The 23,722-nt window shown below is 41.5% G+C and carries 24 protein-coding genes and 1 pseudogene; 8 read left to right on the forward strand and 17 right to left on the reverse strand.

Annotation, left to right across the window (positions count from 1 at the left end; genetic code table 11):
* Nucleotides 1–106: 106 nt before the first annotated feature.
* A complete protein-coding gene (locus tag FNW02_RS17005; RefSeq protein ID WP_191758689.1) occupies nt 107–1,663 on the forward strand; it encodes a metallophosphoesterase family protein in 1,557 nt (518 codons plus the stop codon).
* Between the two features lie 46 nt (nt 1,664–1,709).
* On the opposite strand, the gene FNW02_RS17010 is transcribed toward FNW02_RS17005, so the two are convergent.
* From FNW02_RS17010 to FNW02_RS17050, 9 genes are all read right to left on the reverse strand, one after another.
* The gene (locus FNW02_RS17010; RefSeq protein ID WP_191758690.1) at nt 1,710–4,337 is read right to left on the reverse strand and encodes an MGH1-like glycoside hydrolase domain-containing protein; all 2,628 of its coding nucleotides are present in this window, start codon (nt 4,335–4,337) and stop codon (nt 1,710–1,712) included.
* Nucleotides 4,338–4,364: 27 nt separating this feature from the next.
* Nucleotides 4,365–5,687, reverse strand: coding sequence for a phospholipase D-like domain-containing protein (locus FNW02_RS17015; RefSeq protein ID WP_191758691.1), 1,323 nt, complete (start codon nt 5,685–5,687; stop codon nt 4,365–4,367).
* Between the two features lie 27 nt (nt 5,688–5,714).
* The gene (locus FNW02_RS17020) at nt 5,715–6,269 is read right to left on the reverse strand and encodes a pentapeptide repeat-containing protein (protein ID WP_191758692.1); all 555 of its coding nucleotides are present in this window, start codon (nt 6,267–6,269) and stop codon (nt 5,715–5,717) included.
* A gap of 206 nt (nt 6,270–6,475) precedes the next feature.
* A complete protein-coding gene (locus FNW02_RS17025; protein WP_191758693.1) occupies nt 6,476–7,171 on the reverse strand; it encodes a rhomboid family intramembrane serine protease in 696 nt (231 codons plus the stop codon).
* Nucleotides 7,172–7,198: 27 nt separating this feature from the next.
* Nucleotides 7,199–7,549: a phage holin family protein gene (locus FNW02_RS17030; RefSeq protein ID WP_191758694.1), complete on the reverse strand. Its 351-nt coding sequence runs from the start codon at nt 7,547–7,549 to the stop codon at nt 7,199–7,201.
* Nucleotides 7,550–7,981: 432 nt separating this feature from the next.
* The gene (locus FNW02_RS17035) at nt 7,982–8,860 is read right to left on the reverse strand and encodes a phosphatase PAP2 family protein (RefSeq protein WP_191758695.1); all 879 of its coding nucleotides are present in this window, start codon (nt 8,858–8,860) and stop codon (nt 7,982–7,984) included.
* A 165-nt stretch (nt 8,861–9,025) separates the two neighbouring features.
* Complete coding sequence (locus FNW02_RS17040) at nt 9,026–10,375, reverse strand: DUF2254 domain-containing protein (protein ID WP_191758696.1); 1,350 nt, start codon at nt 10,373–10,375, stop codon at nt 9,026–9,028.
* 170 nt (nt 10,376–10,545) lie between these two features.
* Complete coding sequence (locus tag FNW02_RS17045; protein ID WP_191758741.1) at nt 10,546–10,824, reverse strand: hypothetical protein; 279 nt, start codon at nt 10,822–10,824, stop codon at nt 10,546–10,548.
* A 43-nt stretch (nt 10,825–10,867) separates the two neighbouring features.
* Nucleotides 10,868–11,335, reverse strand: coding sequence for a VOC family protein (locus tag FNW02_RS17050; protein ID WP_191758697.1), 468 nt, complete (start codon nt 11,333–11,335; stop codon nt 10,868–10,870).
* 259 nt (nt 11,336–11,594) lie between these two features.
* On the opposite strand from FNW02_RS17050, the gene FNW02_RS17055 reads away from it, so the two are divergent.
* Nucleotides 11,595–12,068, forward strand: a complete 474-nt coding sequence (locus FNW02_RS17055; protein ID WP_191758698.1) for a DUF4385 domain-containing protein — start codon at nt 11,595–11,597, stop codon at nt 12,066–12,068.
* Between the two features lie 335 nt (nt 12,069–12,403).
* Here the strand turns inward: FNW02_RS17055 and FNW02_RS39590 are convergent, their stop codons facing one another.
* Complete coding sequence (locus FNW02_RS39590; RefSeq protein WP_263627789.1) at nt 12,404–12,526, reverse strand: hypothetical protein; 123 nt, start codon at nt 12,524–12,526, stop codon at nt 12,404–12,406.
* 26 nt (nt 12,527–12,552) lie between these two features.
* Nucleotides 12,553–12,807 (reverse strand): annotated as a pseudogene (locus tag FNW02_RS38740) (IS701 family transposase); the annotation flags it as partial.
* 197 nt (nt 12,808–13,004) lie between these two features.
* Between FNW02_RS38740 and FNW02_RS17060 the strand changes: the two are divergent.
* The gene (locus tag FNW02_RS17060) at nt 13,005–14,102 is read left to right on the forward strand and encodes a tetratricopeptide repeat protein (RefSeq protein WP_191758699.1); all 1,098 of its coding nucleotides are present in this window, start codon (nt 13,005–13,007) and stop codon (nt 14,100–14,102) included.
* 85 nt (nt 14,103–14,187) lie between these two features.
* Here FNW02_RS17060 and FNW02_RS17065 read toward each other — a convergent pair whose 3' ends face one another.
* Entirely contained in the window at nt 14,188–14,871 is a 684-nt protein-coding gene (locus tag FNW02_RS17065) for a phosphoribosyltransferase (RefSeq protein WP_191758700.1), read from the reverse strand.
* A gap of 188 nt (nt 14,872–15,059) precedes the next feature.
* Here FNW02_RS17065 and FNW02_RS17070 point away from each other — a divergent pair, with 188 nt between their 5' ends.
* Nucleotides 15,060–15,737, forward strand: a complete 678-nt coding sequence (locus FNW02_RS17070) for a uracil-DNA glycosylase (RefSeq protein WP_191758701.1) — start codon at nt 15,060–15,062, stop codon at nt 15,735–15,737.
* 228 nt (nt 15,738–15,965) lie between these two features.
* Entirely contained in the window at nt 15,966–16,232 is a 267-nt protein-coding gene (locus FNW02_RS17075; RefSeq protein ID WP_191758702.1) for a hypothetical protein, read from the forward strand.
* Between the two features lie 63 nt (nt 16,233–16,295).
* Here the strand turns inward: FNW02_RS17075 and FNW02_RS17080 are convergent, their stop codons facing one another.
* Genes FNW02_RS17080 through tyrS form a run of 3 tightly spaced genes read right to left on the reverse strand, consistent with a single transcriptional unit; the run spans nt 16,296 to nt 18,873 of the window.
* Nucleotides 16,296–16,934, reverse strand: a complete 639-nt coding sequence (locus FNW02_RS17080) for a hypothetical protein (protein ID WP_191758703.1) — start codon at nt 16,932–16,934, stop codon at nt 16,296–16,298.
* Nucleotides 16,931–17,650, reverse strand: a complete 720-nt coding sequence (pyrF, locus tag FNW02_RS17085) for an orotidine-5'-phosphate decarboxylase (protein WP_191758704.1) — start codon at nt 17,648–17,650, stop codon at nt 16,931–16,933. The genes FNW02_RS17080 and pyrF overlap by 4 nt, the downstream gene beginning before the upstream one ends.
* A gap of 29 nt (nt 17,651–17,679) precedes the next feature.
* Nucleotides 17,680–18,873 (reverse strand): tyrosine--tRNA ligase, encoded by a 1,194-nt coding sequence (gene tyrS, locus FNW02_RS17090; RefSeq protein WP_191758742.1) that lies wholly within the window; start codon nt 18,871–18,873, stop codon nt 17,680–17,682.
* A gap of 173 nt (nt 18,874–19,046) precedes the next feature.
* On the opposite strand from tyrS, the gene FNW02_RS17095 reads away from it, so the two are divergent.
* Complete coding sequence (locus FNW02_RS17095; protein ID WP_191758705.1) at nt 19,047–20,972, forward strand: PBP1A family penicillin-binding protein; 1,926 nt, start codon at nt 19,047–19,049, stop codon at nt 20,970–20,972.
* Nucleotides 20,973–21,038: 66 nt separating this feature from the next.
* Here the strand turns inward: FNW02_RS17095 and FNW02_RS17100 are convergent, their stop codons facing one another.
* Both FNW02_RS17100 and FNW02_RS17105 read right to left on the reverse strand, forming a co-directional pair.
* Nucleotides 21,039–21,362, reverse strand: a complete 324-nt coding sequence (locus FNW02_RS17100; protein ID WP_191758743.1) for a DUF1825 family protein — start codon at nt 21,360–21,362, stop codon at nt 21,039–21,041.
* Nucleotides 21,363–21,487: 125 nt separating this feature from the next.
* Complete coding sequence (locus FNW02_RS17105; RefSeq protein WP_191758706.1) at nt 21,488–22,423, reverse strand: J domain-containing protein; 936 nt, start codon at nt 22,421–22,423, stop codon at nt 21,488–21,490.
* 361 nt (nt 22,424–22,784) lie between these two features.
* Between FNW02_RS17105 and FNW02_RS17110 the strand changes: the two genes are divergently transcribed.
* Together FNW02_RS17110 and FNW02_RS17115 are read left to right on the forward strand one after the other, a co-directional pair.
* On the forward strand, nt 22,785–23,159 hold the full coding sequence (locus FNW02_RS17110; protein ID WP_191758707.1) for an NINE protein: 375 nt from the start codon (nt 22,785–22,787) through the stop codon (nt 23,157–23,159).
* Nucleotides 23,160–23,173: 14 nt separating this feature from the next.
* Nucleotides 23,174–23,707, forward strand: coding sequence for a helix-hairpin-helix domain-containing protein (locus FNW02_RS17115; protein WP_191758708.1), 534 nt, complete (start codon nt 23,174–23,176; stop codon nt 23,705–23,707).
* The last annotated feature ends 15 nt before the right edge of the window (nt 23,708–23,722 follow it).

Below are 23,722 nucleotides of genomic sequence, written 5' to 3' on the forward strand. Positions count from 1 at the left end.
ACAGCACTGTTGACCCTTGACTCCTGTCTCCCTTCTCCTGTCTCCTACCTCCCTTATTATTTCGTTACAATCTGCTTATGCGTTAGGCATTCAAGAGTTATCAGCCATGAAATTGATTTCTGATCCACCAATTCCCGTGAAAATTCAAAAAATGAAGGAACGGGTGCGGTGGATGCATCCGAGTATTGTGCAACGAGGAATTGACCAAACCTGCATGGTTGTGGACGATCGCAGGGAAGATAGTCCAGAATTTTCGTTTATGGTTATCGGTGATTCAGGTACTAAGTCGCATTACGGACACCATCCCCAACGAAAAGTCGCGGAACTGATGCTTCCTCACCGCGATGATTGTCGTTTTGTATTACATACAGGCGATGTAATTTATGTAGTGGGTTCCCAGGAGTATTACCGGACAAACTTTATCGAACCTTACCGGGAATTTCTAGTAGGTGGCGAGAATCCTAAAAGCATTTCCTACGATCGCATGGTCTTTAATCAGCCATTTCTACCAGTGCTTGGTAATCATGATTACTATGATGTGCCACTGATGTATCGATGGGTGGCTGGAACTACGTTACCACTGCGCCGGATGTTACGCTACAAAGACATCGAGATCGGCTGGCATGGTTCGTATCAAGGTGATGCTTATGCACGGGCGTTTCTGGACTATAAGGCAGAAGAGTTAGAACACCATTTAGATGAGCATTATACTGCTAAGACCGATACAGGGCGCTGTTTGCGTTACGAACCTGGACACTTCACCCGCTTACCCAATCGTTATTACACCTTTCGTTATGGCGGTATTGACTTTTTCGCTTTAGATTCCAACACCTTCAATACACCATCGCCTCTACCTGCAACTCAAGAAGGGGAAATTTACCGCCGGGAATTGGAAAAGCGTCGCCAAGAGATAGATCAAGAAGAATTGCAGATTTTGGGAATATGCGATCGCCTCAATCCAGATAAACCCACTGAAGCTGAACAACTCGATGATCTTAGTGCCAAACTCGACCAAATCAACGAGATCAAAATCGATATTGAGAAACAACTAGCATCTCACAAAATGCCTGCGATCGATTTTGAACAACTTGACTGGTTGCGAAGCAGGCTAATCGAGTCTTGGAATACTTCCGAGGTGCGCGGACGTGTCATCTTTTTCCACCATCCCCCCTACGTCACAGAAGCAACCAAGTGGGATCAGGCGCAAACCTTAGCGGTGCGTCATCGCCTGCGCTGGGTATTTGAACAGGTGGCTGAAACCCTTGGTTCCCTGGTGAAAGAGCGTTCAATAGTCGATTTGATTTTAAACGGTCACGCGCACTGTTTGGAATATCTCCGCACAATTGATACCGGATTTGCTGACTCCCACATCAACTGCATTATCTCTGGTGGGAGTGGTCATCGTCCTCGCTATCAAAGAAAAGAGGGGACTGAATTGCTAGAAACTTTTGCAGAAATTGCCGGAAAACCCACTCGTAAAGTTGCTGATTCAATGCTTTTTGTCGGTCGCCATGACTACAATTTCCAAAAGCGACTACCTTACTCATGTGTACGGATTGATGTTTTAGATGGCCGTCCACCCAAGTTTGTTGTTAGACCTTTAGTAGCTGAACGTATTGGGGAAAAGTGGCATAACCGCGAACTTGAGCCATTTGTGATTTAAATAGCAGGGGAGTATGCAATCAAACATATAAAGCTGGGCCTTCTTCCTAAGCTGCTCTACAATAATGAATTAAGCTTGCAACTAATGCTGTCCATCCAGTTTGATGACAAGCTCCAAGTCCAGCACCATTGTCACCGTGGAAATACTCGTAAAATAAAATCAAATCGTGCCAATGAGAGTTACTTTGAAAAAGAGAATGACCACCATGAACTGGACGATATTCTGCACGATTTCGCAAAAAAATACTTATTAGTCTCTGAGATAACTCTGTAGAAACTTCTGTTAAAGTCATAAATTGACCCGACCCAGTGGGACATTCAACTTTAAAATCATCGCCTAAATAGTGATGGAATTTTTGCAGAGACTCAATAATCAAATAATTCATTGGAAACCAAACTGGGCCGCGCCAGTTAGAATTTCCGCCAAACATTCCATTAGTTGATTCAGCAGGTTCGTAATCAACTCGATGCTGCTGTCCATCAACATAAAAAATGTAAGGATTATCAGCATGAAATCTAGAGACTGAACGGACACCGTGAGAACTTAAAAATTCAGTCTCATCCAACATTTTTTGCAAAATAACTTTCAACTTGTCTGGATTAACAATCGCAAGTAAATGTCTGGCTCCCTTTCCAGTTGCTTCTAAAGAAGCAATATTTTTTTGAAGATTAGGACGATTTTGAATAAACCATTCAAAGCGTTTTTTAAAGCCAGGAAAAGTATCTAACACATCTGCTTCCAGAATTTCCACTGCAAACAGGGGAACTAAACCTACCATTGAACGAACCTTTAAACGGTGGCGTTCATTATGAGGTGAATGCAGTACATCATAGAAAAACTTGTCATCATCATCCCAGAGATGAATATTTGTTTTGCCAATGTTATTCATTGCATCGGCTATATAAAGAAAATGCTCGAAAAATTTACTAGCAATATCTTCATACGTAGGATTAGTTTTTGCAAGTTCAAGAGCAATTACCAGCATATTCAAGCAATACATACCCATCCAACTTGTACCGTCAGACTGCTCCAAATACCCACCTGTAGGTAACTCTGAACTCCTATCGAAAATCCCGATGTTATCTAACCCTAAAAATCCACCTTGAAAAACATTATCGCCGTCATTATCTTTACGATTTACCCACCAAGTAAAATTAAGTAGTAATTTCTGAAATACTTTTTCTAAAAAATTAGTATCTGCACGACCATAAAATTCTTTTTCAATCTGATAAATTCGCCAAGTTCCCCAAGCATGAACTGGGGGATTCACATCACTAAAATGCCATTCGTAGGCGGGAATTTGACCATTAGGATGCATATACCATTCCCGCGTTAATCTATCCATTTGTCGTTTAGCAAAGTCAGGGTCAATCATTGCCAAAGGTATGACATGAAAGGCTAAATCCCAGGCGGCATACCAAGGAAATTCCCATTTATCGGGCATGGAAATAATATCATCATTAAATAGATGAATCCATTCTTGGTTACGACGGTAATTTCTATGAGGAGTTGGTTGATTGGAGTCGCCATTTAACCAGTCTTCAACTACATAATGATAAAATTGCTTTGTCCACAACAAGCCTGCAAATGCTTGTCGCTGTACGTTACGAGCATCTTCAGAAAAATTACCTGGAGAAATCCGCTGATAAAATTCATCAGCTTCTTGTTTACGCTGCTGAAAAATGCCATCAAAATCTACTCCAAAAGGTTCTGCTAGATTCGATATATCAGCTAGTCTAAGTTGAATAACTTGGGTTTCCCCAGCACCAACAGTTAATTCGTAATGCGCTGTAGCTTTCGTACCTCTTTGATTGGGGTTTACTGCTTCTGTTCGCCCTTGGATAATATAGTCGTTTATCCCATCTTTGACATAAGGATAATGATTTTTTATTCCAAATAGTCGCTCATGATTTGTTTCATTCTCAGTAAATAAAAGAGCTTGAGAGTTTTTACAGTAAAGCCAGCGCTGACCCAAAATAGGGTGAGATGCATTAATTACACCTGGAGAATCTTCAGTAAGAATTGGTTTTTTACAATTTTCTTCCCAAGACCAAGTGTTGCGAAACCATAGTGTAGGTAAAATATGTAAAATTTTGGTTTCAGAAGCACGATTTATAACACTAATTTGAATCAAAATATCTTCATCTGAATTCTTGGCATATTCAACGAAGACATCAAAATATTCATTGTTATCAAAAATGCCAGTATTTACTAGTTCAAATTCTTGTTCATAAAAACCCCGACGTTGATTTTCTTGCACTAATTGCTTGTAAGGAAATGCTTTCTGCGGGTATTTATAAAGGTATTTCATATAAGCATGAGACGGGGTATTGTCAAGATAAAAATAATATTCTTTAACATCTTCCCCGTGATTTCCTTCAGGGCCACTTAGACCAAACAATCTTTCTTTTAAAATTGGGTCTTCACCGTTCCATAACGCTAAAGCAAAACATAGGCGTTGATGATTATCTGAAATCCCAGCTATACCATCTTCGCCCCAACGGTAAGCGCGGGAACGAGCGTGTTCGTGGGGAAAATAATCCCAAGCACTACCATCCGTACTATAATCTTCGCGCACAGTTCCCCATTGGCGATCGCTTAAATATGGCCCCCATCTCCGCCAATACGCTTTGCGGTTACGATCTTCTTCTAGCCTTCTTTCTTCTGCGGTCATATTTTTAACTTCCTTAGATCAAAATTACTACAACAAAGGTTTAAAAATCAGCCCTAATTGACCTTGAATTTTTTCTGTAATTGGGCGATTTTCCCATTCTGAGTGAGTTAGACAGCGACTATTGCGCCACGCCTCTACAAAAAAGTTGTCAATTTTTTCTATTAATTGTGAGTTAGCTGTAGAGATATTTAACTCATCGTTGTGATGATAACTACGAGGGTCAAAATTTGCGCTTCCTGCACTTACCCAATCATCATCAATTAAGGCTACTTTAGCGTGCATCATACTAGGTTGATATTCGCAAATTTGCACCCCCGCTTTTAACAACTCACCATACAATTCACGAGAAGCAAAATGAACTATTGGTTTATCATTTTTCCTTCCCATAGTCAGCACGCGCACATCAACACCTTTTGTTTTGGCTTGAAGTAGAACCTGACGTGTATTGCTATCTGGAACAAAATAAGGGCTACCAATCCAAACCCTTTCTCTAGCCGCCAAAAAGCTGACTTGAAATAGCATTCTTATAGTAGATTCACTTAATGTAGATGTATCATTAGTAATATAAAATTTATTTTCTGGCTCCGGCTCAGGGCGAAATACACCTTCTGCTAAATCTACTGTTCCGCCAACATAAGCCCAATTTTGGAGAAAATTGCCTTTCAATAGGCTGACAATTTCGCCTTGATAACTCGCCTCAAATTCCAGCCATGGAGCAGTATCACCAATTTCTCGATCTCCATCCCAGCTGTCAGAAACTCCCGCGCCTCCTACCAAAACCTGTTCACCGTCAATTAACAATAATTTGCGATGGGTGCGGGAATTATATTCTAAAGGCGCTCTCCAATCGAATTCCCGGAAAAACCGCACCTCTACACCGGCTTGACGCAAGTTTTGCCAATACTCATCAGGAATGGAATCCGTACCATAGTCATCTACCAAAAGTTGGACTTTCACCTTTGCTTTGGAACGTTCAATTAATGCTTCGGCAAACTCGTTTGCACGACGGCCGGGAGTCATGTAGTAAGTTTCAAAAAGAATTGTGCGTTGAGCGCGACGAATGGCGTCTAGTCGAGCAGCGTAAATTGCATCTGCTCCTACCCAAAAGTTAGTTAATCGACCACTGGTAGCCAAAGCATTCGATAAACTCACCACCAATAGTGGAAAACGGTTGTCTTGCAAAGTGGGTAGATTTGTGATTTTGTACTCAGGTTCTTGGCGGAAAAATCCTTGCAGATAGAGAAAGCCGAAAGCTGCGACGAACAGAGCTAAGATCCCTCCACCCAACCACCACAACGGCTTTTTGTTTGATACCCGTCGATTTCCCAAACGCCTTCGTTCACTTTGCATTGCTGTTTAGTGATAATTTAATTCAAATCATCGCCGTCTGACATTTCCATCAGGCATGATAGTATCTTCAAAATCTGCTTGTTGGAAATTTGCTCCAGTGGTGTTGGCTTTATTTAGATTTGCCTCTTCTAAATCTGCCCTTTGGAGATTAGCTTGCTGTAAGTTTGCTGACTGCAAATTTGCTTTTTCCAAATTTGCATTAATCAGATTTGCTCCCTGTAAGTTAGCTCCTTGTAAGTTCGCTTTTTCTAAATCTGCTTGTTGAAGATTTGCTTGTCGGAGGTCAGCACCTTGTAAATTGGCATCTTCTAAATCTGCGTTTTGTAAATTTGCTCCAGCCAAGTTACAGCCTGCACATTGTTTAGTTTGTAGTAAACGTGAAACTTCGTTTGATACCTTTTGATTTGGTACTTGTGCAACAGGTGGTACGGGCTGAGTTGGTTGTTGAACAACAGGAGAAGCAACTTGTGGCGGGTCAGCTACAACTTGAGGAGGCTCGTTATTATTACAACCAGCAGCAAATGCCAAAAAGGTTGCTGTTGATGCCAAGAAAAAGAGTCTGTTTGAAGTTGATTTGTTCATTTATATCTCCGTAGCTAAAACAATTAGACAGATCAATATGACTAGAAGTCTCTGTATCAGACTTCTTTTTGTAACTGAATAAATAGAATTTATTTTAAAAGTTACTAAATATTCCTCTATCAAATGGAAAAGATATCTATGAAAGATTTATTTATTTATGCATAACTTTTTTATTCCAACAATCTTAATGTGAAAAATCAAATATTTTAACTACGCTTGTGCAAGCCAAAAAAGGGAGCAAGAATGGCCCCAAAAACGAAACCGCCAGCGTGCGCCCAGTAAGCAATTCCACCGCTTTCCATACCGATATTACTACGAGCTTGTAAGCTAGCAAAACTGTAAAAAGCTTGCTGGACAAACCAAAATCCTAGAAATAAATATGCAGGAAGTCTGACTGTAGTAATAAAAAATCCTAGGGGAATTAAGGTCAAAATTTCGGCTCGTGGAAATCGGAAAATATATGCACCTAAAACACCCGCGATCGCACCACTTGCACCCAAAGATGGTATTGTAGAATTTTGTGAAAAGAACCACTGACTTAACCCAGCTAAAACACCGCATATCAAATAAAACACTAAATATTTAATATGCCCTAAACGGTCTTCAATATTGTTACCAAAAATATGCAAAAATAGCATATTCCCCCCAAGGTGCAAAAAACCACCATGCAAAAATTGGGAGGTAATCAAAGTCATCCACTCAGGAACTAATGGACTTGGCACACCAACAGGACAACTACCCGAAAGTTGGCAGGGCACTAATGCCGCAGTAAAGAAAAATCCTTGTAATTGTTGTGGTGTTAGGTTGAGTTGATAAATAAAAACAAGAATATTAATAGCGATAATTCCATAGGTAATATATGGAGTAATTGTTGTTGGATTATTATCACGTAATGGAACCATGCTGAATTTTCCTGCTAATTTATACTTTTAAACGGCTCTTACTAGCAATCCTAAGATTGTAGAAACGATTGTCAGCACAATTGAAGCTAACAATGCTGGCAATAAACCAGTAATTAAAAAGCCGGGTATCAAAACTCCTACAAACCAAAGCATCAATGCATTAACAACAAATAAGAAAAGACCCAACGTAACAATTGTTAAAGGAAGTGTAAGAATAAATATTATTGGTCGAACAAATGCGTTGACTAAACCTAAAACTAATGCGGCAATTGCGGCTGTACCAAAGTTATTAAATTCAAAGCCTGGAACAATGTATGCTGTAATTAAAAGTGATACAGCACTGAGAAGCCAAGTTAAGAAGAAGTTAATTATCAACATAATTAAAATCAGGTTAAAATTCTAAACTCCAATTTTGAAGCTATTAAAAATATTAAGCACAGCGAGACTTAGTACTCAATAGACCTTTGGCAAAAAGATATTTTTGCACTCTTGGGGAAAAGCGCAAAGTCTGAGCGGAGGCTTCCTCCGACCAGAACTTTGTAAGAGAGGGTAAAGGTTAAAGGGGAAGGGTTGTGAGTTCCTTTTCCCTTTATCCCTTAACCTTTACTCTGACTTTTGCAAGAAGTTTAATATTTTTAGTTTGCAAAATAAATGTGATTCAAAAATGACAGTTATGATGAAATTTGTTTATTAACATAAATGAAGCGGTATAGAATATAACGTTAAGCTTCTAACAAATGCCTTTGGCTAGAAGCTCACGTTAATATAAACATTGTCCTCAATTTATCTACAGTAGAGAGACATACTGTTTTATTGCAAGCGATCGCCTAAATTTATAGATAGCCCCATGCGTGTAAATAACCCTGGTGCTAGAAACGTTATCCATAGTCCTACTAAAGCAAAAGTTATCAGGTCACGCGGAAATTCACTGCTGCTGATGAGGCGAGAAACAGCAATCAAAGCCATCAATACTCCCAAACCAATTGCTATTTTCAACATTTGTTTGCGCCTGGAAATATTTATAGGGTGATACCGGATATACCAATATTCCAAAGGAACTCCAATGGCTGCACCTACAGCAGCGCCAAAAACTTCCCAACCTTCAGGAAAAGAATCGGCAAAGGGAAACACGACAAGTGGTATGGAAAGACAGAGAATTAGCAAAAATTTAAATGTCCGTCCTGAGAAGAAATGCACCAGTAGAGGCAATAACCGCTGATAGACTACTAGCATAATTAACCCAGTTACCGTACCGCCAAGCAAGTCCGCTAAATAATGTACGCCCAAGTATAAGCGAGACAACATAACTAGCAAAACAATACATACTGTAACGGCTGCTGGCATATAACCAAAAGTGGTTAAATTTCCCCAAAGAACAATTGCAGTTCCGGTATGTCCGCTGGGAAACGAAGATATATCCAGCTGTTTATAAACAAAAATATCTGGATGTTGGGGACGCGGCACATAAAAGATTGACCAAATTAGTACGTTGATTATTTGTAGTACAACAACAGCACCTAACAAGCTGTAAGCAAACCGCCGTCCATTAATCCAAAATGCTAAAGCGAAAATTAACGCAACAGTTGTACCCGAACCCAGTTGTGTGACAGCCTCAAAGAACCAACTCCAACTATCACCAAACCATCGCTGAATAATAATAATTGGCTGATGATTCCAAAGTATTTCCATCCTTATACTTTTTTCTTATTAAAAGATGGCGCTAAGTAGCTAGGCGTAAATAAATTAAAGTTTGTAGTAAGGACTTTAGTCCTGATTATTTTTGTTTTGAGCAATGAATCTCACTTACGAACTAGAATTTTATTTCATGTTTAATTATACCTACCTACTTAATTGCTATTTGGCGATCGCTAAAGCTTTTAAAGCCGCTTGGTAACTTTGCTCAATGCTGTTGCGATCGCGTTGTTCGTCAACTTGTTCTAAACAGTGACGGCTAATCATTTCAGCATGACACTTAAGTATATCCCGGTCTTTGTCGTTATGGGTGTAGGCTGCAATACGTGTTATTGCCTCCAATAACCGAATTTGTACAGCAACATCAGGCTGGCTATACTGTCGAATCTGATTAAAAGCATCATCAATTACCCCTGAAAAAGTAACTGACTCCGCAATCACCCGCAGTTGGTTTTGATTGTCGTAGCGGTAAGGTGAGGGAAATTCTCTTTCAGCTAAACGGCAAATTCCAGCGCTGAGTTGGTCAATACATCGAATCGCTGTAAATGGATCATTGATGCCAGGGGAAATGGCACGCACAGCAACTTCAACGAGTTGATTGATACAAAATTCTAAGTCCTGTTGTTCTGTACGTTGTTCACCCAGAATAAATACATCATTGATTTGTTTACGTAGAGATGCCAAATTACTTTTGGTATCATTACTTTCTTTGGATAAAACCATCACCAATTCACTACCTTGTACAACGTACTTACCAGGGCGCAGCTGAACACGTATAAGTAAGTTTCTTGATGTGGCGATTTCCATCAATTTTTCCACATCAATTGCCTGAATGTAACCAGTGCTTTTTGATAATACAGGAAAGGCTTCTTCGTCAAAATTAGTTAGTATTTCCTTAACTGGTTGCTGTTGGGATTCGGAAATGGCACGCCCAACTTTATGAGGGAAGAGGCGGTCTACAGCACTATCTAAATCTTTGCCAACCTTACTAATAATACGCGAAGCCTGCATTGAACTTGAGGCGTGATGAATAAAGTAGATAAGTACGGCAATGCTGGTAATTGCTAACACAATACCAACTGTAACTGAGATTTGCGGAATAAATTCGTCGTAATCCTCATCACGAATTGTCCGCAGTACAAGCAAAGAGTAGATGAACGTAGCAACGAACGTGCCTAAAACTATTTGATTTCCCGTGTCCTGCAAGAAATTCCGCATCAGCCGCGGCCCAAACTGGGAGGAAGCAAGCTGAAGGGCAACGATCGCAATTGAAAAAGCCGTGGTAGCTACAGTCACCATTGACCCTGCAACAGCAGAAAGCAGAGTCCGCGCACCATCGGGGCCACCAGTATAAATCCAGCCCCACTTCTGTAGCGGCCCCATGTTTCCCGTACGGTCAACAGTTAGCATTGTCGCTGCTAGTACTACTGCTGCGATCGCCATTAAAGTTGGTACAAACCAGTAACTAGAATGAAGTGAGTCCCAAAGTTTGCTGAGTTTAATGTTTTTCATTGCACAAGATGGCTCAAAAGCAAGTACATGGGTAGGGACACGGCAATGCCGTGTCCCTATGGGTATCTGTGTTCATCTATGGTTAATTATTTTTTCTGTAACTTATACCAATTCAAAAAAATAATGTGACAGACAGAACATTTATAGACATTGCAATGTAACGTCTCTACTTAAGATGTTTGGCGAATTAAGCTGGCGCTTTTGGTTGTACTATCCCAAACTATCCAGTTAATAGTATTGTCTAAATCATCAGCATTATTTGAAACTTTAAAATATAGCTTTTCTTCGCCTTTAGTTTCAATAGCAAAATCAGCATTTTGGGCATAAACTACTTTAAAACCTTTATCTCGTAAGCAATACATCGCCCAAGCTTTTAACGATTGCTTATATGGTTCGTGTGGAATTGGCGGCTTTGTAATTGTCTGTTCAATGACTTTAAATATTTGTATTAATTTCTGACTCGAATTAGACACTTTTGTTATTACCTCTAACTTAAGTAACTTCTGGATCGCAACGAATTTCAATCATAAAGCCATCGGGGTCGTAGAAGTATACACCCCTACCAGTAGGACGGGTAACTGGGCCATGGGCGATCGCTATTTGATTTTCTCTGATTACTGCCACTGCTTGCTCAAATAACTGCGGTTCTATGTCAAAAGCAAGATGGTATGCTCTGGTAAAACTCTGTTCTGGATCTAAATTTGGTGGTGTCAGATCCGGTGTCCAAAATAAGTCTAGAATTATACGATCCGGCGTGACAAAATTGGCTACTTTTCCTGCTGCTACCAATTCAAGCAGAGTTGCGGGTACTTCGTCGCCAGTCAGTTCATGCAAACCCAGAATAGTGCCGTAAAAGTACCGGGAAGCTTGCATATCTTTAACGTTGAGGGCAATGTGATGCACCTTACGCAAATTACCCGGAGCTAGGACTCTGTTAAAAGAATTGGGGCTAGATAGCATGATAGAACCAAATTTCTGTACTGAGATAGAAGTTAAACTTTATTAGGGATTGGGGAACTCGGGGCCCCGTCTGGGGATAAGGGGCAATGGGGATTAGGGACTAGGGACTGGGAAGATTTGGTTAAAATCCCGCCTCTTATGAGCAGATTTCTCCAATTTTAAAGTCAGGTTAAAACCCTGCCCTTAATGTGCGGATTTCTTTCCCAATCCCTAGTACCCAGTACCCAGTCCTCAGTCCCTTTTATCATAAACAGTTCCCATGCCATTTGATTATTCTTTAGACTTTCCAAATATCGACTTTCGCCAACATCCTGAACTCTATCGTGTTGGTAAAGGCGAGCAGGGTGTACTTTTGGTAGAACCTTATAAATCAGAAATTCTTCCCTACTGGCGGTTTAAAACTCCTGACATTGCCAAAGAGTCGAGCGAGAAAATCTATGAGCTTTTTCTTGATTATTTAGAGAAAGATGATTTTGTCGGCGCAGACATGGCGAGGAAGTTTATCCAAATGGGATATACCCGCTCCCGTCGTTATGCTAATCATAAAAGCGGCAGAAAATATAAACAAAATTCCGAAACATCAAACTCTAAAAAAGAGATTTTACCTTACGATGTAGACCCAGTGAAAGCGGAATCAGCAGCAATATTTAAAGCCAAGTGGATACAAGCAAAGACAAATGAGAAATATCAAGAGCTTTTAGCCAAGCATAAACAGATGTATGAAGTAGGGTAAGACACTATTAACTTTCAATTGAGCAACTTTCGGAGAGTACGTTACGCGAATGAACCTCTAAGCTTCGCGAATAAACCTCTGAGCTTCGCGAATGAACCTCTGAGCTTCGCGAATGAACCTCTAAGCTTCGCGAATAAACCTCTGAGCTTCGCGAATGAACCTCTGAGCTTCGCGAATGAACCTCTGAGCTTCGCGAATAAACTTCTGAGCTTTGCGAATAAACTTCTGAGCTTTGCGAATGAACCTCTGAGCTTTGCGAATGAACCTCTGAGCTTCGCGAATAAACCTTGGGGACTAATTACAGAAAGTCGTCACTCACATTATGGCTAATTAATTTAAGATGAACGCCATCGCCGTTCGCGTAGCGTCTCGAAGAGAAGGCGGGCGCTCTGCGCGATCGCATCTCCTCTTTGGGCAAGCCAACAAAAATCATTAAGATAAGATGTACGCGATCGCATCTCCCCCTTAACCCTCTTTTGTCACTTTAAGCAGAGGAAAAATAGAAATCAGCATTGTTTAAGTAATTAAAAACTGAACTTGTCAGGCTAGAAATAATAGATTGAAGTCTAGAAAATTTCAAACATAACTGTGGAATAGGAAAAACGGTTAACCAAGGATATATCAGGTTAAATGAAATGAACGGTTGCACAAGTAAACGGAGATTATTAAGGATATTTTTCCAACCATTTCCATTATCCCACCAAGAGTGTGAAGCAAATTTTGACTCTTGTTTAGGTGGAGTGACAAAAGAGGGTTAAAGGGAGATGCTATGTTTCCCAACTGAAGCTAATTCTACCTGATCTTGTGATGCATCCCTAATTCAGCCATTTCATAAAATTGTATTACCACATTTAACAAGATGCAGATAAAACTAATGAAACAAAGTTGTAGTTTTGGGAATACTAAATCTATTACCAAACTTAATAGGAAGGGGTCATGCCGAGAGAGTCATGGAATAATAGCTCGAAAAATACTGTTCCCTTGCAATTACCTACAACATATCTCAAACCAGTGAAGCGTAATACAATTACCCATGAATTTGACTCAACACAACCAGAAATACTACTTCCACAAGAACATGATGACCACTTATCAGAAGCATCTAAGCTAATGCACCAAGGAATTCAACAGCAACAGGCTGGTGAATTGATAGCGGCGATAAAGTCATTACAGCAATCTCTAGAGATGTTTCAAGCAGTTGGTGATTTACAAAAACAGGCACAGGTGCTTTCTTTTTTGGGATTGGTAACTTACACCGCAGGGGACTATAAGAGTACTATCTCCTACTGTCATCAGTGTCTATCCTTAGGTAAGGAAACTTCAGACTTTGCGTTGCAAATGCAAGCGCTTTCTCATCTGGGTAATGCTTATCGTCATCTTAATGACCATAAAAAAGCAACTGAGTTTCTGCAAAAGTGTTTGGAAATAACGCAGCAGTTGCAAGACAAGCGCAGTCAAGTGGCGGCACTGAATAATTTAGGATTGGTGTATAAAGCTTTGGGCAACTTTACGCAAGCAATTGAGTATCAGCAGCAAAGTTTAGAAATTGTGCGGGAACTCAAAGACAACTGGGGTGAAGAACAGGTCTTAAAGAATCTGGGCAATGCTTGGTATGCTTTGGACAATTACCCAAAAGCGATCGCCTATTATGAGCAGTGTGTAGTATTAGCACGATCCTTAAAAAATGTTCGCAGTGCTTCTCAAGTGCTAAAAAATTTGGGTAATGCTTGCTATGCTTTAGGGGATTATGCCAAAGCTATTAAGTATTATGAAGAACGTTTGCAATTAGCTAAAGAAATTCGAGACAAGCGCAGCGAAGAACAATCTTTAGGTAGTTTAGGAGTTGCTTGTGAAGCTTTGGGTGACTATACCAAAGCGATTTCATATTATGAAGAACGTTTATTGTTAGCCAGGACTATTAAAGATCGCCGCAGTGAAGAACAAGCCCTTGCCAGTTTAAGAGTCGCTTGCTACGCTTTGGGCGATTATGCTAAAGCAATGCAATACCAGCAGGGGACATCTGCAAATAGTTAAGTCGCACAGAGGAAAGAGGAGGGGGAGAAAGAGAGGAGAAATCAATAATTCACAATTTAAAGTGCAAAATTTAAAATTAAAATTATCACTCCTCCGTGTTCTTTTGTTGCTGGAGATACACGATAACCTCTGAGGTGTCTACTTGGGGAAATTCTATATAAAAATTACTCACACTCCAAAAGAGTTCCGGTGTTTCCAACACAATTAGGCGATCGCACCACTGACTCAACCAAGGTAGTAATTTCTGGGGTGCTACTGGAGTGCATAACCAAACTGCTGCTGGAGAAAGCGCTTTGATCGCAGTTGCCGCTACCGCGATTGTCATCCCTGTGGCAATACCATCATCAACTAAAATCAGTGTAGCCCCCTCTGGATTCACCTGCGGACACGCAGAAATTAATTGAGCCTCAAGAAACTTAGCTTGGTTAATCGCTTGATTTAAAGCTACTTCTCGCCACCGCAAATTATCTCTGGGGCGAAATAGCTTTTGCTGAGTCCAGAGAACATTCCCTGAAGTCGTTACTGCACCAATTGCTAACTCTGGATTATCTGGATGGCTAATTTTTTTCGCTACAACTATTGTCAACGGACAACCCAAAAGGCTAGCTATTGGTGCTGCTACTGGCAAACCTCCTCTTGGCAAAGCATAGACAATTGGTACAGGCTTTACCCCTGATTCAATAGTTTGCTGAGCCAAAACCTCATAGATCACTCGCGCCAATTCCTCACCAGCATGGGTGCGATCGGCAAAAAGTGGGGTATGTGACATAGTTTCCCCCAGCATCTTAGGATAGCATTGCTTTTATCATGACTGAATTTTGGCTCAAATTAACTGATACAATAGGACTTGTGCAAATAGTAAGTATTCAGCAAAAGTCTATTTCTGAAAAATCTCCAACCAGAGCCATATTTAACTCAGATTGAACAGCTGATGCTGACGCCAACATCCTAATTTTCATGAGCAGCGAAACCCAACTCAGCCTCTTCGACGACTCAACCTTTAACCAACAAGAGCTGATTCCCACAGACGCCAAAATTTCTATCCCTCCCGGAACCTATTCCAGCATGACCGAGTTGGCACAGCATTGTAATCAGTGTCATCGTTGTGCATTAGGAGACACTCGGACTCATGCTGTTGTCGGACGCGGCAATCTTAAAGCATCAATCATGATTGTGGGAGAAGCACCAGGTCAAAACGAAGACGAAACGGGTCTACCATTTGTAGGCAAATCAGGACAATTGCTAGAAAAAATTCTGGCATCTGTGAATTTGTCTACTGAGAATGATGTATACATTGCCAATATTAATAAATGCCGCCCACCAGAAAACCGAGTCCCCACTACTGAAGAAATGGCGGCTTGCAAACCCTACTTACTAGAACAAATTCGCTTAGTTGACCCCAAAATAATTCTGTTAACAGGTGCAACTGCGGTTAAAGGTATCACAAATGACAAGCGGGGGATTACGAAAATTCGCGGTCAATGGCTGGAGTGGGAAGGACGTTTGTGTATGCCAATTTTCCACCCCTCGTACTTGCTACGTAACCCCTCGCGTGAAGTTGGTGCGCCTAAATGGTTGATGTGGCAAGATATCCAAGCAGTACGTGCTAAGTTTGATGAAATTCAGAAAAGATAGATAAAACAGTTGAAAGATATGGCTCATATGGCATGATATCCAGGCATTGCGTACCAAATTAAATTTGATTAAATCGGGAAAAACAGCTAATGGAACTGAAGTCTATATTGAGACTTTCATCGGCTGGTTAATCTTGAAAAAATTGCCACAGGAGAAGAATCGTTTTGAGCTTAATCATATCTTTACTAATTGTACTAATTGTGATGGGCTTTATCGCTCTGATCATAGGTGCTGTCTCACCTTCTAGAAACAGTTCCCATAAAAGGCGTCGGGGCAACTTTGGTAGTTCTTCTAGTAACAGCAACAGTAGTTGGTATGGTGGTGATACTAGGGGATATGACTCAGGTAGCAGCAGTAGCTATGACTCAGGTAGTAGCTGTGACTCCGGTAGTAGCGGTGGCTGTGACTCCAGTAGTAGCGGTGGCTGTAACTGATACCGTTTCACGTTCCGTAATATTGATACAGATAGCAAGCAGGAAAAGCAGGGCGAGTTAGAAAAGTGATTTGTATCGGGAATTTCGTGAAATGGTATGAGCTAGGCGGTTAATAAAATTAAATTCATAGATTCCCAGAACGCATACGTACACTTCCCGCCTGACAATCGCGTAACCAAGCTTTAACACCTTGAGCGATCGCACCATTACTACTATCCCGTGGCGGCGATGGTGGTTGTTGTTTCGGATAAGCGCCTGTTTGAGTAAACATCATCACTAAACGCCAACCACTTTTAGCTTTAGTCAACAACAGCCAGTGGAATTGCTGCAATTCTACCGCTTTCTTATTTATGTACTGCCGCTCCAAGGTAGTAAAGAAAACTTGCTCAACTCCTGATCCCGCACTTTTAGGCGCATCTGTACTGTATTCTTCAGAGTTCAGGGGCAGAGGAGTAAACTCAGGTTTTCCTGCCACTAGCATATAGCTGTAAACGTCACTTTTTCTACTAAGGCGGCGGGCGCGTTGACTGGCACGGTTAGCATAACTAGGTAAATCCCGCAATAAATGAGTAGTTAATATTTCTAAATTTTGTTCATAACATAAAGTCCTCACGCCACTATTGATGTTTTGCTTCTGTGCTAACACAGAGTTAGGGGTGAGGTTTTTTGATAAGGCTGGATCTAGGCCGTTTAATATTAAAAACCAGAAGCCACAAGCGACAAACCAAAAACGATAATTTTTATTTCTGACTCCTGGATTCATGCGATCGCACTTAACTCCTGAGAAATCCTCTTCCAGGCTAACTCAGGATCACTTGCAGCAGTAATAGGACGCCCAATTACCAAGTAATCTGCACCTGCTTGAATAGCTTGCACTGGGGTCAGCGATCGCTTTTGATCAGCTTTGTCTGTCCAATTTGGTCGTACCCCTGGACAAACTAAGAGAAAATCATCTCCACAAGTTTGTCGCAACTGCACCACCTCTTGGGGTGAACAAACCGCCCCATCTAACCCTGTTTCTTGCGCCAGCAACGCCATTTCTAGGACATATTCTGGCAATTCTAGAGGAATCTTCAAATCAAACGCCAGATCTCTCGCAGAAATGCTCGTCAGCAAGGTAATCGCAATTAATTTAGGCGATTTCACACCTGCTTGTGTAGCCCCCTCCTGCGCCGCCTCAGTTGCCGCTTTCAGGGCATCTTTACCAGCAGTAGCATGAATTGTGAGCAAATCCACCCCGTAACGAGCTGCACTACGGCAAGCACCAGCGATAGTGTTAGGGATGTCGTGAAATTTTAAATCCAGGAAAATCCGCTTTTGCCGAGACTTTAGCATTTCCAGAATTTTCGGCCCAGTGTTAGTAAATAACTCTAAACCAACCTTCCAGAAACCGACTTGCGGAAGTTGATCCACAAGAGCGATCGCACTATCTTCATCTGCTACATCTAAAGCAACAATAACCCGCTCATTTATATTCATCTATTAATTCCCCATTCCCCATTCCCCATTCAAGGCACTAAACGCACAAATTTATTTTTACCGACTTGTAAGACTTTGCCTTGTAACTCAGCGGGAGAAGCGAAATTAGTATCAACATCAGTAATGCGATCGCCATCTAGACGCACCCCACCCTCTTGAATTTTTCGCTTTCCTTCACCCGTACTTTTGCACAAGCCACTAACATTGAGAATATAAGCTAACTTAACCGGATATGGCACGCCAGCTAAAGAAAATTCTGGGACAGCACCTTCTTTACCGCCGCTTTTTGCTGCTTCTTTCGCCTCATTAGCTGCTTGTTCGCCATCGTACTGCCTAACAACTTCCCATGCTAAAAGTGTTTGGCGATCGCGGGGATTTTCTGGCAGTTTATCTAAAGGTAAATCTGTCAACAGTTCAAAATACTGCTCCAACCGATGATCGGGGACTCCTTGTAACTTCTGATACTTTTGGGCCGGATGTTCCGACAAGGCAATATAATTACCTAGAGACTTAGACATTTTTTGCTCTCCATCCGTACCAATCAAAATTGGCAACAGCATCCCAAACTGAGGCTTTTGACCAAAATGGCGTTGCAAATCTCTACCTACAGCAATGTTAAACTTTTGATCAGTCCCTCCTAATTCCACATCTGCCTCAACCGCGACAGAATCAAAACCCTGCATCAACGGGTACAGGAACTCATGGATAAAAATTGGATTCTCTTTTCTATAGCGTTCTGCAAATCCTTCCTTGGCTAACATCTGCCCCACCGTCATCGTGGAAAGTAACTCTAAAATTTTCCCTAAATCAAGCTGGGAGAGCCATTCGGAGTTATAACGCACCTCTAACCTTCCTGGTGTGTCAAAATCCAAGATAGGTCGCAATTGGTCAAAATAAGTCTGAGCATTTTGGGCTACGTCTGCTTCTGTAAGCTGACGGCGCACCTCAGATTTACCAGTCGGATCACCAATACGCGCTGTAAAATCGCCAATAATTAGAACCGCTGTATGACCTGCATCTTGAAACGCTCGCAGTTTCCGCATTGGTATGCTATGACCGAAATGAATGTCGGCACCTGTAGGATCAATGCCGTATTTGACCCTTAAGGGTTGATTTGTAGTTAGCAAGCGCTTTTCTAAACTTTCACTTTCACTGTCAGCATCAGCTGGTTGAGGAAAGACTTCCACTACACCACGACGTAGCCAAGCAAAATTTTGCGCCATACTAGGAGATTCATTATTAGCTATGCTTTGCACTCTAGAAGTTAGGTTAGTTATATTCACTAGCAATTTATCCACTCTCTCATCTGCCAAATTACTATAATTGCAAAAAATTAACCGCCTTGCTTCGCCGAATGAATTACAGTTATATTTACAAGTGAGGAAGTGTAATAGCCGTGTCTTCGTCTAGGACTTTTGAAGATAAGCAGCCACAACGCCGGGCTTCATCTGGTTTTGAGTTTTTGAAAGGAGTAGGTCAGGTAACTGGCGGTACTCTCCTATCAATTACCATGCTGGCAAGTTCCATTGTAGCCGGAGGACTAGTTGGTTTAGCAGTTAGTTTCCGTAATTTGCCAGATGTCAGACAACTACGTAACTTCTTTCCGTCAGAAACGACTTACATCTATGACGTTAAGGGCAAACTATTAACGAGCATTCACGGGGAAGCCAATCGAGAAGTCGCATCCCTGGATAGAATTTCTCCAAATTTAAAACGGGCAGTATTAGCAAGCGAAGATAGTCACTTCTACGATCACCACGGTATTAATCCCGTCGGCGTTGGACGGGCTGTGGTAGTTAACTGGGCAGCAGGTGGAGTCAGAGAAGGTGGCTCAACTGTCACCATGCAGTTGGTGAAAAACCTGTTTTTGACTCGCAAGCGTGCCTTTACCCGGAAGATTGCGGAGGGGGTGCTGGCAATTCGTCTAGAGCAAATTCTCAGCAAAGACCAAATTTTGGAAATGTACCTCAATCAAGTTTATTGGGGTCATAACAATTATGGTGTACAAACAGCGGCGCGTAGTTACTTTAACAAGTCAGCAGAATATTTAAACTTGGGCGAGTCAGCAATGATGGCGGGTTTGATCCAAGCGCCAGAAGAATTTAGCCCGTTTGTGAGTATGAAGCTGGCAAAACAGAAACAAAAAGAAGTTCTGGGACGAATGCTGGAATTGAATTGGATCAACCAGCAAGAGTACGATAATGCTCTTAAGCAAGAAATCAAACTTGGTAAAATTAAGTCTTTTCAAGGTAGTGCTCTACCTTATGTAACGAATGCGGTGGCGCAGGAGTTGGCTAAGAAGTTTGGGCGCGATGCACTGCTTAAAGGCGGAATGCGGGTGCAAACAACTGTTGATGCCGATTTCCAACAAATGGCGGAGCAAACTGTCAGCAAGTGGCACAAGTCACTCTTAGGTCAAGGCTTATCTAAGAATCAAATAGCCTTAGTGGCGATTGATCCGCGCACGCATTTTATTAAAGCATTAGTGGGTGGCGTCGATTCTAAAACCAGTGAATTCAATCGAGCAACCCAAGCTCAGCGCCAACCGGGATCTGCTTTCAAACCTTTTGTTTACTATGCTGCTTTTGCCACTGGTAAATTTGCGCCAGACACAACAGTGGTAGATGCTCCAGTTAGCTATCGAGATGGTGACGGTTGGTACTATCCGAAAAACTATGATGGTGGCTTTAGTGGCTCTATGTCAATTCGCCAAGCTCTATCAGTGTCACGCAATATCCCTGTGATTAAGATTGGCAAGAGTGTGGGGATGAATAAAGTAATAGAAACCTGCCGCACTTTAGGAATTATGAGTCCGATGGAACCCGTGACTTCTTTACCCCTAGGTGCAATTGGCGTCACGCCTCTAGAAATGGCTAGTGCTTATGCTACCTTTGCCAATTATGGCTGGCAGTCGCCACCAACGGTAATTGTCCGTGTCACCGATAGTAGTGGCAACGTGTTGCTAGATAACACGCCCAAACCTCAGTTAGTTCTCGATCCTTGGGCATCGGCAGCTATTATCGATGTGATGCGAACAGTAATGACTGATGGTACAGGTAAAGGTGCCGCCATAGGTCGCCCAGCCGCAGGCAAGACGGGAACAACTTCTTCAGAAAAAGATATTTGGTTTGTTGGGACTGTGCCACAGTTAACAACTGCTGTCTGGGTGGGGAGAGACGACAACAAACAATTAGCTAGTGGTGCGACAGGTGGTGGTATGGTTGCTCCCGTCTGGCGTGATTTTATGCAAAAGGCACTCAAGAACGTACCAGCAGAAAATTTCAAGCCACCTTCCAAGTTTCCTCGTCCTAAGTCGAATTAACAGTATTGGTGATTAGGTATTAGGTATTAGAGAATAATTTCCCTAGTCCCTATTCCCTAGTCCCCTTTAGGACTGTGCTTCTAACTCTGATTTCATCCGTTGTAAGGTAAAGTTCATTTGGTCAAACATTTGTTGTGGAGTGACACCAAACTGACCTAGCTGAGTTTTGAGTTGCTGTACAGTCATTTGTGCCATAAAATCTTCTGACAGCTCGAAGCGCTTCATAAAAACGCGATACCGATCCATCATGGCTTCCATTTGCTCAATAAACAGCTTTTTGCCCTCGCGGTCAAATTTGCCGTAGTTGTTGCCAAGTGTGATCAGCGCTTGATAATCTTCAAACAGCTGTTTTGCCTCTTGCTGAACTATCTCAGAATCGAAGAATCCCATATTACTAATATTAAACTGAGGCATAATACTCAGTAGCTTAACAGTTTTGCCTATACTTTTATTTTAGTCTAGGGGACTACTAAAATGAACAAGCTTCGGTTTTAGTACGGTTTTTTACCGAAATTTCAACACTTGACTTGAGAGCGTTTTCCCTCGCTAAACCAACTTAATAAAGCCGCAATACTCATTGCTTTGGCCATTGATTGAGGATTAGCGTTTTCACCTGGTTTGATTTTGAGTTTGGGAGCGTATTTTAAAGCTAGTGAATGTTGTGGGTTAAGTTTTAAGGCTTGACGGATATAAACCCTCGCCATCCCTGGAAATTTCTGTTGGAGATGTACCAACCCTAATAAAGCATGATAGTCGCTGTTATTTGGCTCTAATTTAATAGCATCACGCAGTTCTTGCACAGCAAGTGCCCAGTTGGCTAGTCTGACATACTGAATACCTCGCTGGTAATGACGTTGAGCGTAGTTTTTCAAAACTGGCTTGACATTAGTTTTTTCACATAATGCCAATTCAACTGGCTTGACTTGCATCTCAAGAATGATTGGGTTAGGTTCTTGCGGCAAAACTAGGTCATGCTTGTGCAATCCTAAGTAAAGTAAATTGAGTATACTGATCTGCTGAGTTACCTGATAAAATTGGCGGATTGATTTATATTGAGCTTTTGCATAGGAAGCGATCGCCTCTTCATAAAAAAACTCTGCTTCCAGTGCAGACATTTCCATAAGTTCCTGAGCTAGGAGACTTTGAGAAGATGTGGTTTGCTTTTGCTTCCAGCATTTTGCTTCTAAACGCAGTGTGGCTATGGTACTAAAACGCTTTTGTGTGTGCTTGAGTTGCTCGTAAGCTGGATTGATCAAATGGCTAAATATTGCCGTTGCTAATTCTTGGTCTGGATTATGGCTTGCGGTATGGCGATCGGGATGTAGCAGCTTTGCTAAAGTGTGATAGCGTTTGAGAATCTGACGTTCATCAGCAGTCACAGAAATTCCTAGCACAGCGTAGGGATCAAAAAGCTGTTCAAGCCATTTTGGTGGTAAGAAAGTCTGTGACATTGCAGTAATATCAGCCGTTAAAAAATCAAAGTTAGCATCAAAGCTCAATGTATGTGATGTTAAACTTACTCAAATTTACTTGAAACAGTGAGTGTGCCGTAAAAGTATTTGCGGACTTGACTTTTAAGGTAAAACTAGAGTTAACTACCCCACCCACTCTTAAGTTTAGTTCTCCATAGCATTGTGTGGTAGCAGTTCAACATACCCGTTATGATCAATCGAAGCTGCCTTACAATTTAAATAATTAGGATAGATTTGTATGCTTACTGGTAACTTAGAATTCTGTAATGCTTAATTTATTAAAGTGCTTTGCTACTATAGCTGTCTTAGGAACTGTGGTAGTAGTAGATTTATTGAGAATATGTTAACTAAGCGCAAAAGCCGAAGCATCGCCGCTATTTTAGCTCTCTCTGGGACGCTGACAATTTCAGGGTTACATAAATTTTATTTGGGACAGCCGCTTTGGGGTCTGTTGTATGTTTTGCTTTCTTGGACGCCAATCCCCAAGGTAGCTAGTGCTATTGAGGGGGTTTGGTATTTAGCTCAAGACGAAGAAGCTTTTGACCGTAATTTTAATCTGGGTAAGTCAGCAGCCAGGAACTCACAGCAAGCGAGTAATCAGGTAGGAGTGGTGGCTAACGCCTTGCGTGAGTTAGATGCTCTGCGTCAGGATGGACTAATTTCAGAGTACGAATTTGAGCAAAAACGCCGTCAGCTGCTAGACCAGATTTCTTGATACAAGCGACAATCATGAACAACTGGCTACCTTTAAACCCCAAGTTGCAAAAGCTCCGTGCTAAGCTGCTCAATGATCCGTACTATCGGCTACAATCTGGGGAAGAAATTCAGATAGCGGCAGTATTGGGTATCCGTATTGATGCTAATCAAGCAACTGTAGATGATTGGTTGCGCTTACCTGGTTTGTCAATTCATCAAGCCCGATCGCTTGTGGAACTTTCGCGTTCAGGTGTTAAATTTTACTGTATTGAAGATATTGCTGCGGCTTTGAGTATGCCATTACTGCGACTAGAGCCATTAAAGGTACTGTTAAATTTTAGTTACTACGATGACGAATCTCTCACTAATTCTACGCATTTAGTAAACCCGAATACAGCAACAGTTGAGAAGCTAGCACAAGTTCCATTTATAGATTTGTCTCTGGCGCAAGCAGTAGTGCAAAATCGTTTATCAGCTGGGCCTTACCGGAATCTGGTTGATTTCCAGCGACGACTGGAACTTCCTGGTGATGCAATCGCCCAACTGATGTATTACTTAAGGTTTTAATCGATTAAAGACCGC

The organism is Komarekiella delphini-convector SJRDD-AB1, from assembly GCF_014831675.1.
GTDB lineage: Bacteria > Cyanobacteriota > Cyanobacteriia > Cyanobacteriales > Nostocaceae > Komarekiella.

Excerpts from the sequence above, each read along its gene's own strand:
- FNW02_RS17005 (WP_191758689.1), top strand. The coding sequence starts at position 107 with ATGAAATTGATTTCTGATCCACCAATTCCCGTGAAAATTCAAAAAATG.
- FNW02_RS17010 (WP_191758690.1), bottom strand. The coding sequence starts at position 4,337 with ATGACCGCAGAAGAAAGAAGGCTAGAAGAAGATCGTAACCGCAAAGCG.
- FNW02_RS17015 (WP_191758691.1), bottom strand. The coding sequence starts at position 5,687 with ATGCAAAGTGAACGAAGGCGTTTGGGAAATCGACGGGTATCAAACAAA.
- FNW02_RS17020 (WP_191758692.1), bottom strand. The coding sequence starts at position 6,269 with ATGAACAAATCAACTTCAAACAGACTCTTTTTCTTGGCATCAACAGCA.
- FNW02_RS17025 (WP_191758693.1), bottom strand. The coding sequence starts at position 7,171 with ATGGTTCCATTACGTGATAATAATCCAACAACAATTACTCCATATATT.
- FNW02_RS17030 (WP_191758694.1), bottom strand. The coding sequence starts at position 7,549 with ATGTTGATAATTAACTTCTTCTTAACTTGGCTTCTCAGTGCTGTATCA.
- FNW02_RS17035 (WP_191758695.1), bottom strand. The coding sequence starts at position 8,860 with ATGGAAATACTTTGGAATCATCAGCCAATTATTATTATTCAGCGATGG.
- FNW02_RS17040 (WP_191758696.1), bottom strand. The coding sequence starts at position 10,375 with ATGAAAAACATTAAACTCAGCAAACTTTGGGACTCACTTCATTCTAGT.
- FNW02_RS17050 (WP_191758697.1), bottom strand. The coding sequence starts at position 11,335 with ATGCTATCTAGCCCCAATTCTTTTAACAGAGTCCTAGCTCCGGGTAAT.
- FNW02_RS17055 (WP_191758698.1), top strand. The coding sequence starts at position 11,595 with ATGCCATTTGATTATTCTTTAGACTTTCCAAATATCGACTTTCGCCAA.
- FNW02_RS39590 (WP_263627789.1), bottom strand. The coding sequence starts at position 12,526 with ATGCGATCGCGTACATCTTATCTTAATGATTTTTGTTGGCTTGCCCAA.
- FNW02_RS17060 (WP_191758699.1), top strand. The coding sequence starts at position 13,005 with ATGCCGAGAGAGTCATGGAATAATAGCTCGAAAAATACTGTTCCCTTG.
- FNW02_RS17065 (WP_191758700.1), bottom strand. The coding sequence starts at position 14,871 with ATGTCACATACCCCACTTTTTGCCGATCGCACCCATGCTGGTGAGGAA.
- FNW02_RS17070 (WP_191758701.1), top strand. The coding sequence starts at position 15,060 with ATGAGCAGCGAAACCCAACTCAGCCTCTTCGACGACTCAACCTTTAAC.
- FNW02_RS17080 (WP_191758703.1), bottom strand. The coding sequence starts at position 16,934 with ATGAATCCAGGAGTCAGAAATAAAAATTATCGTTTTTGGTTTGTCGCT.
- pyrF (WP_191758704.1), bottom strand. The coding sequence starts at position 17,650 with ATGAATATAAATGAGCGGGTTATTGTTGCTTTAGATGTAGCAGATGAA.
- tyrS (WP_191758742.1), bottom strand. The coding sequence starts at position 18,873 with ATGGCGCAAAATTTTGCTTGGCTACGTCGTGGTGTAGTGGAAGTCTTT.
- FNW02_RS17100 (WP_191758743.1), bottom strand. The coding sequence starts at position 21,362 with ATGGGATTCTTCGATTCTGAGATAGTTCAGCAAGAGGCAAAACAGCTG.
- FNW02_RS17105 (WP_191758706.1), bottom strand. The coding sequence starts at position 22,423 with ATGTCACAGACTTTCTTACCACCAAAATGGCTTGAACAGCTTTTTGAT.
- FNW02_RS17110 (WP_191758707.1), top strand. The coding sequence starts at position 22,785 with ATGTTAACTAAGCGCAAAAGCCGAAGCATCGCCGCTATTTTAGCTCTC.
- FNW02_RS17115 (WP_191758708.1), top strand. The coding sequence starts at position 23,174 with ATGAACAACTGGCTACCTTTAAACCCCAAGTTGCAAAAGCTCCGTGCT.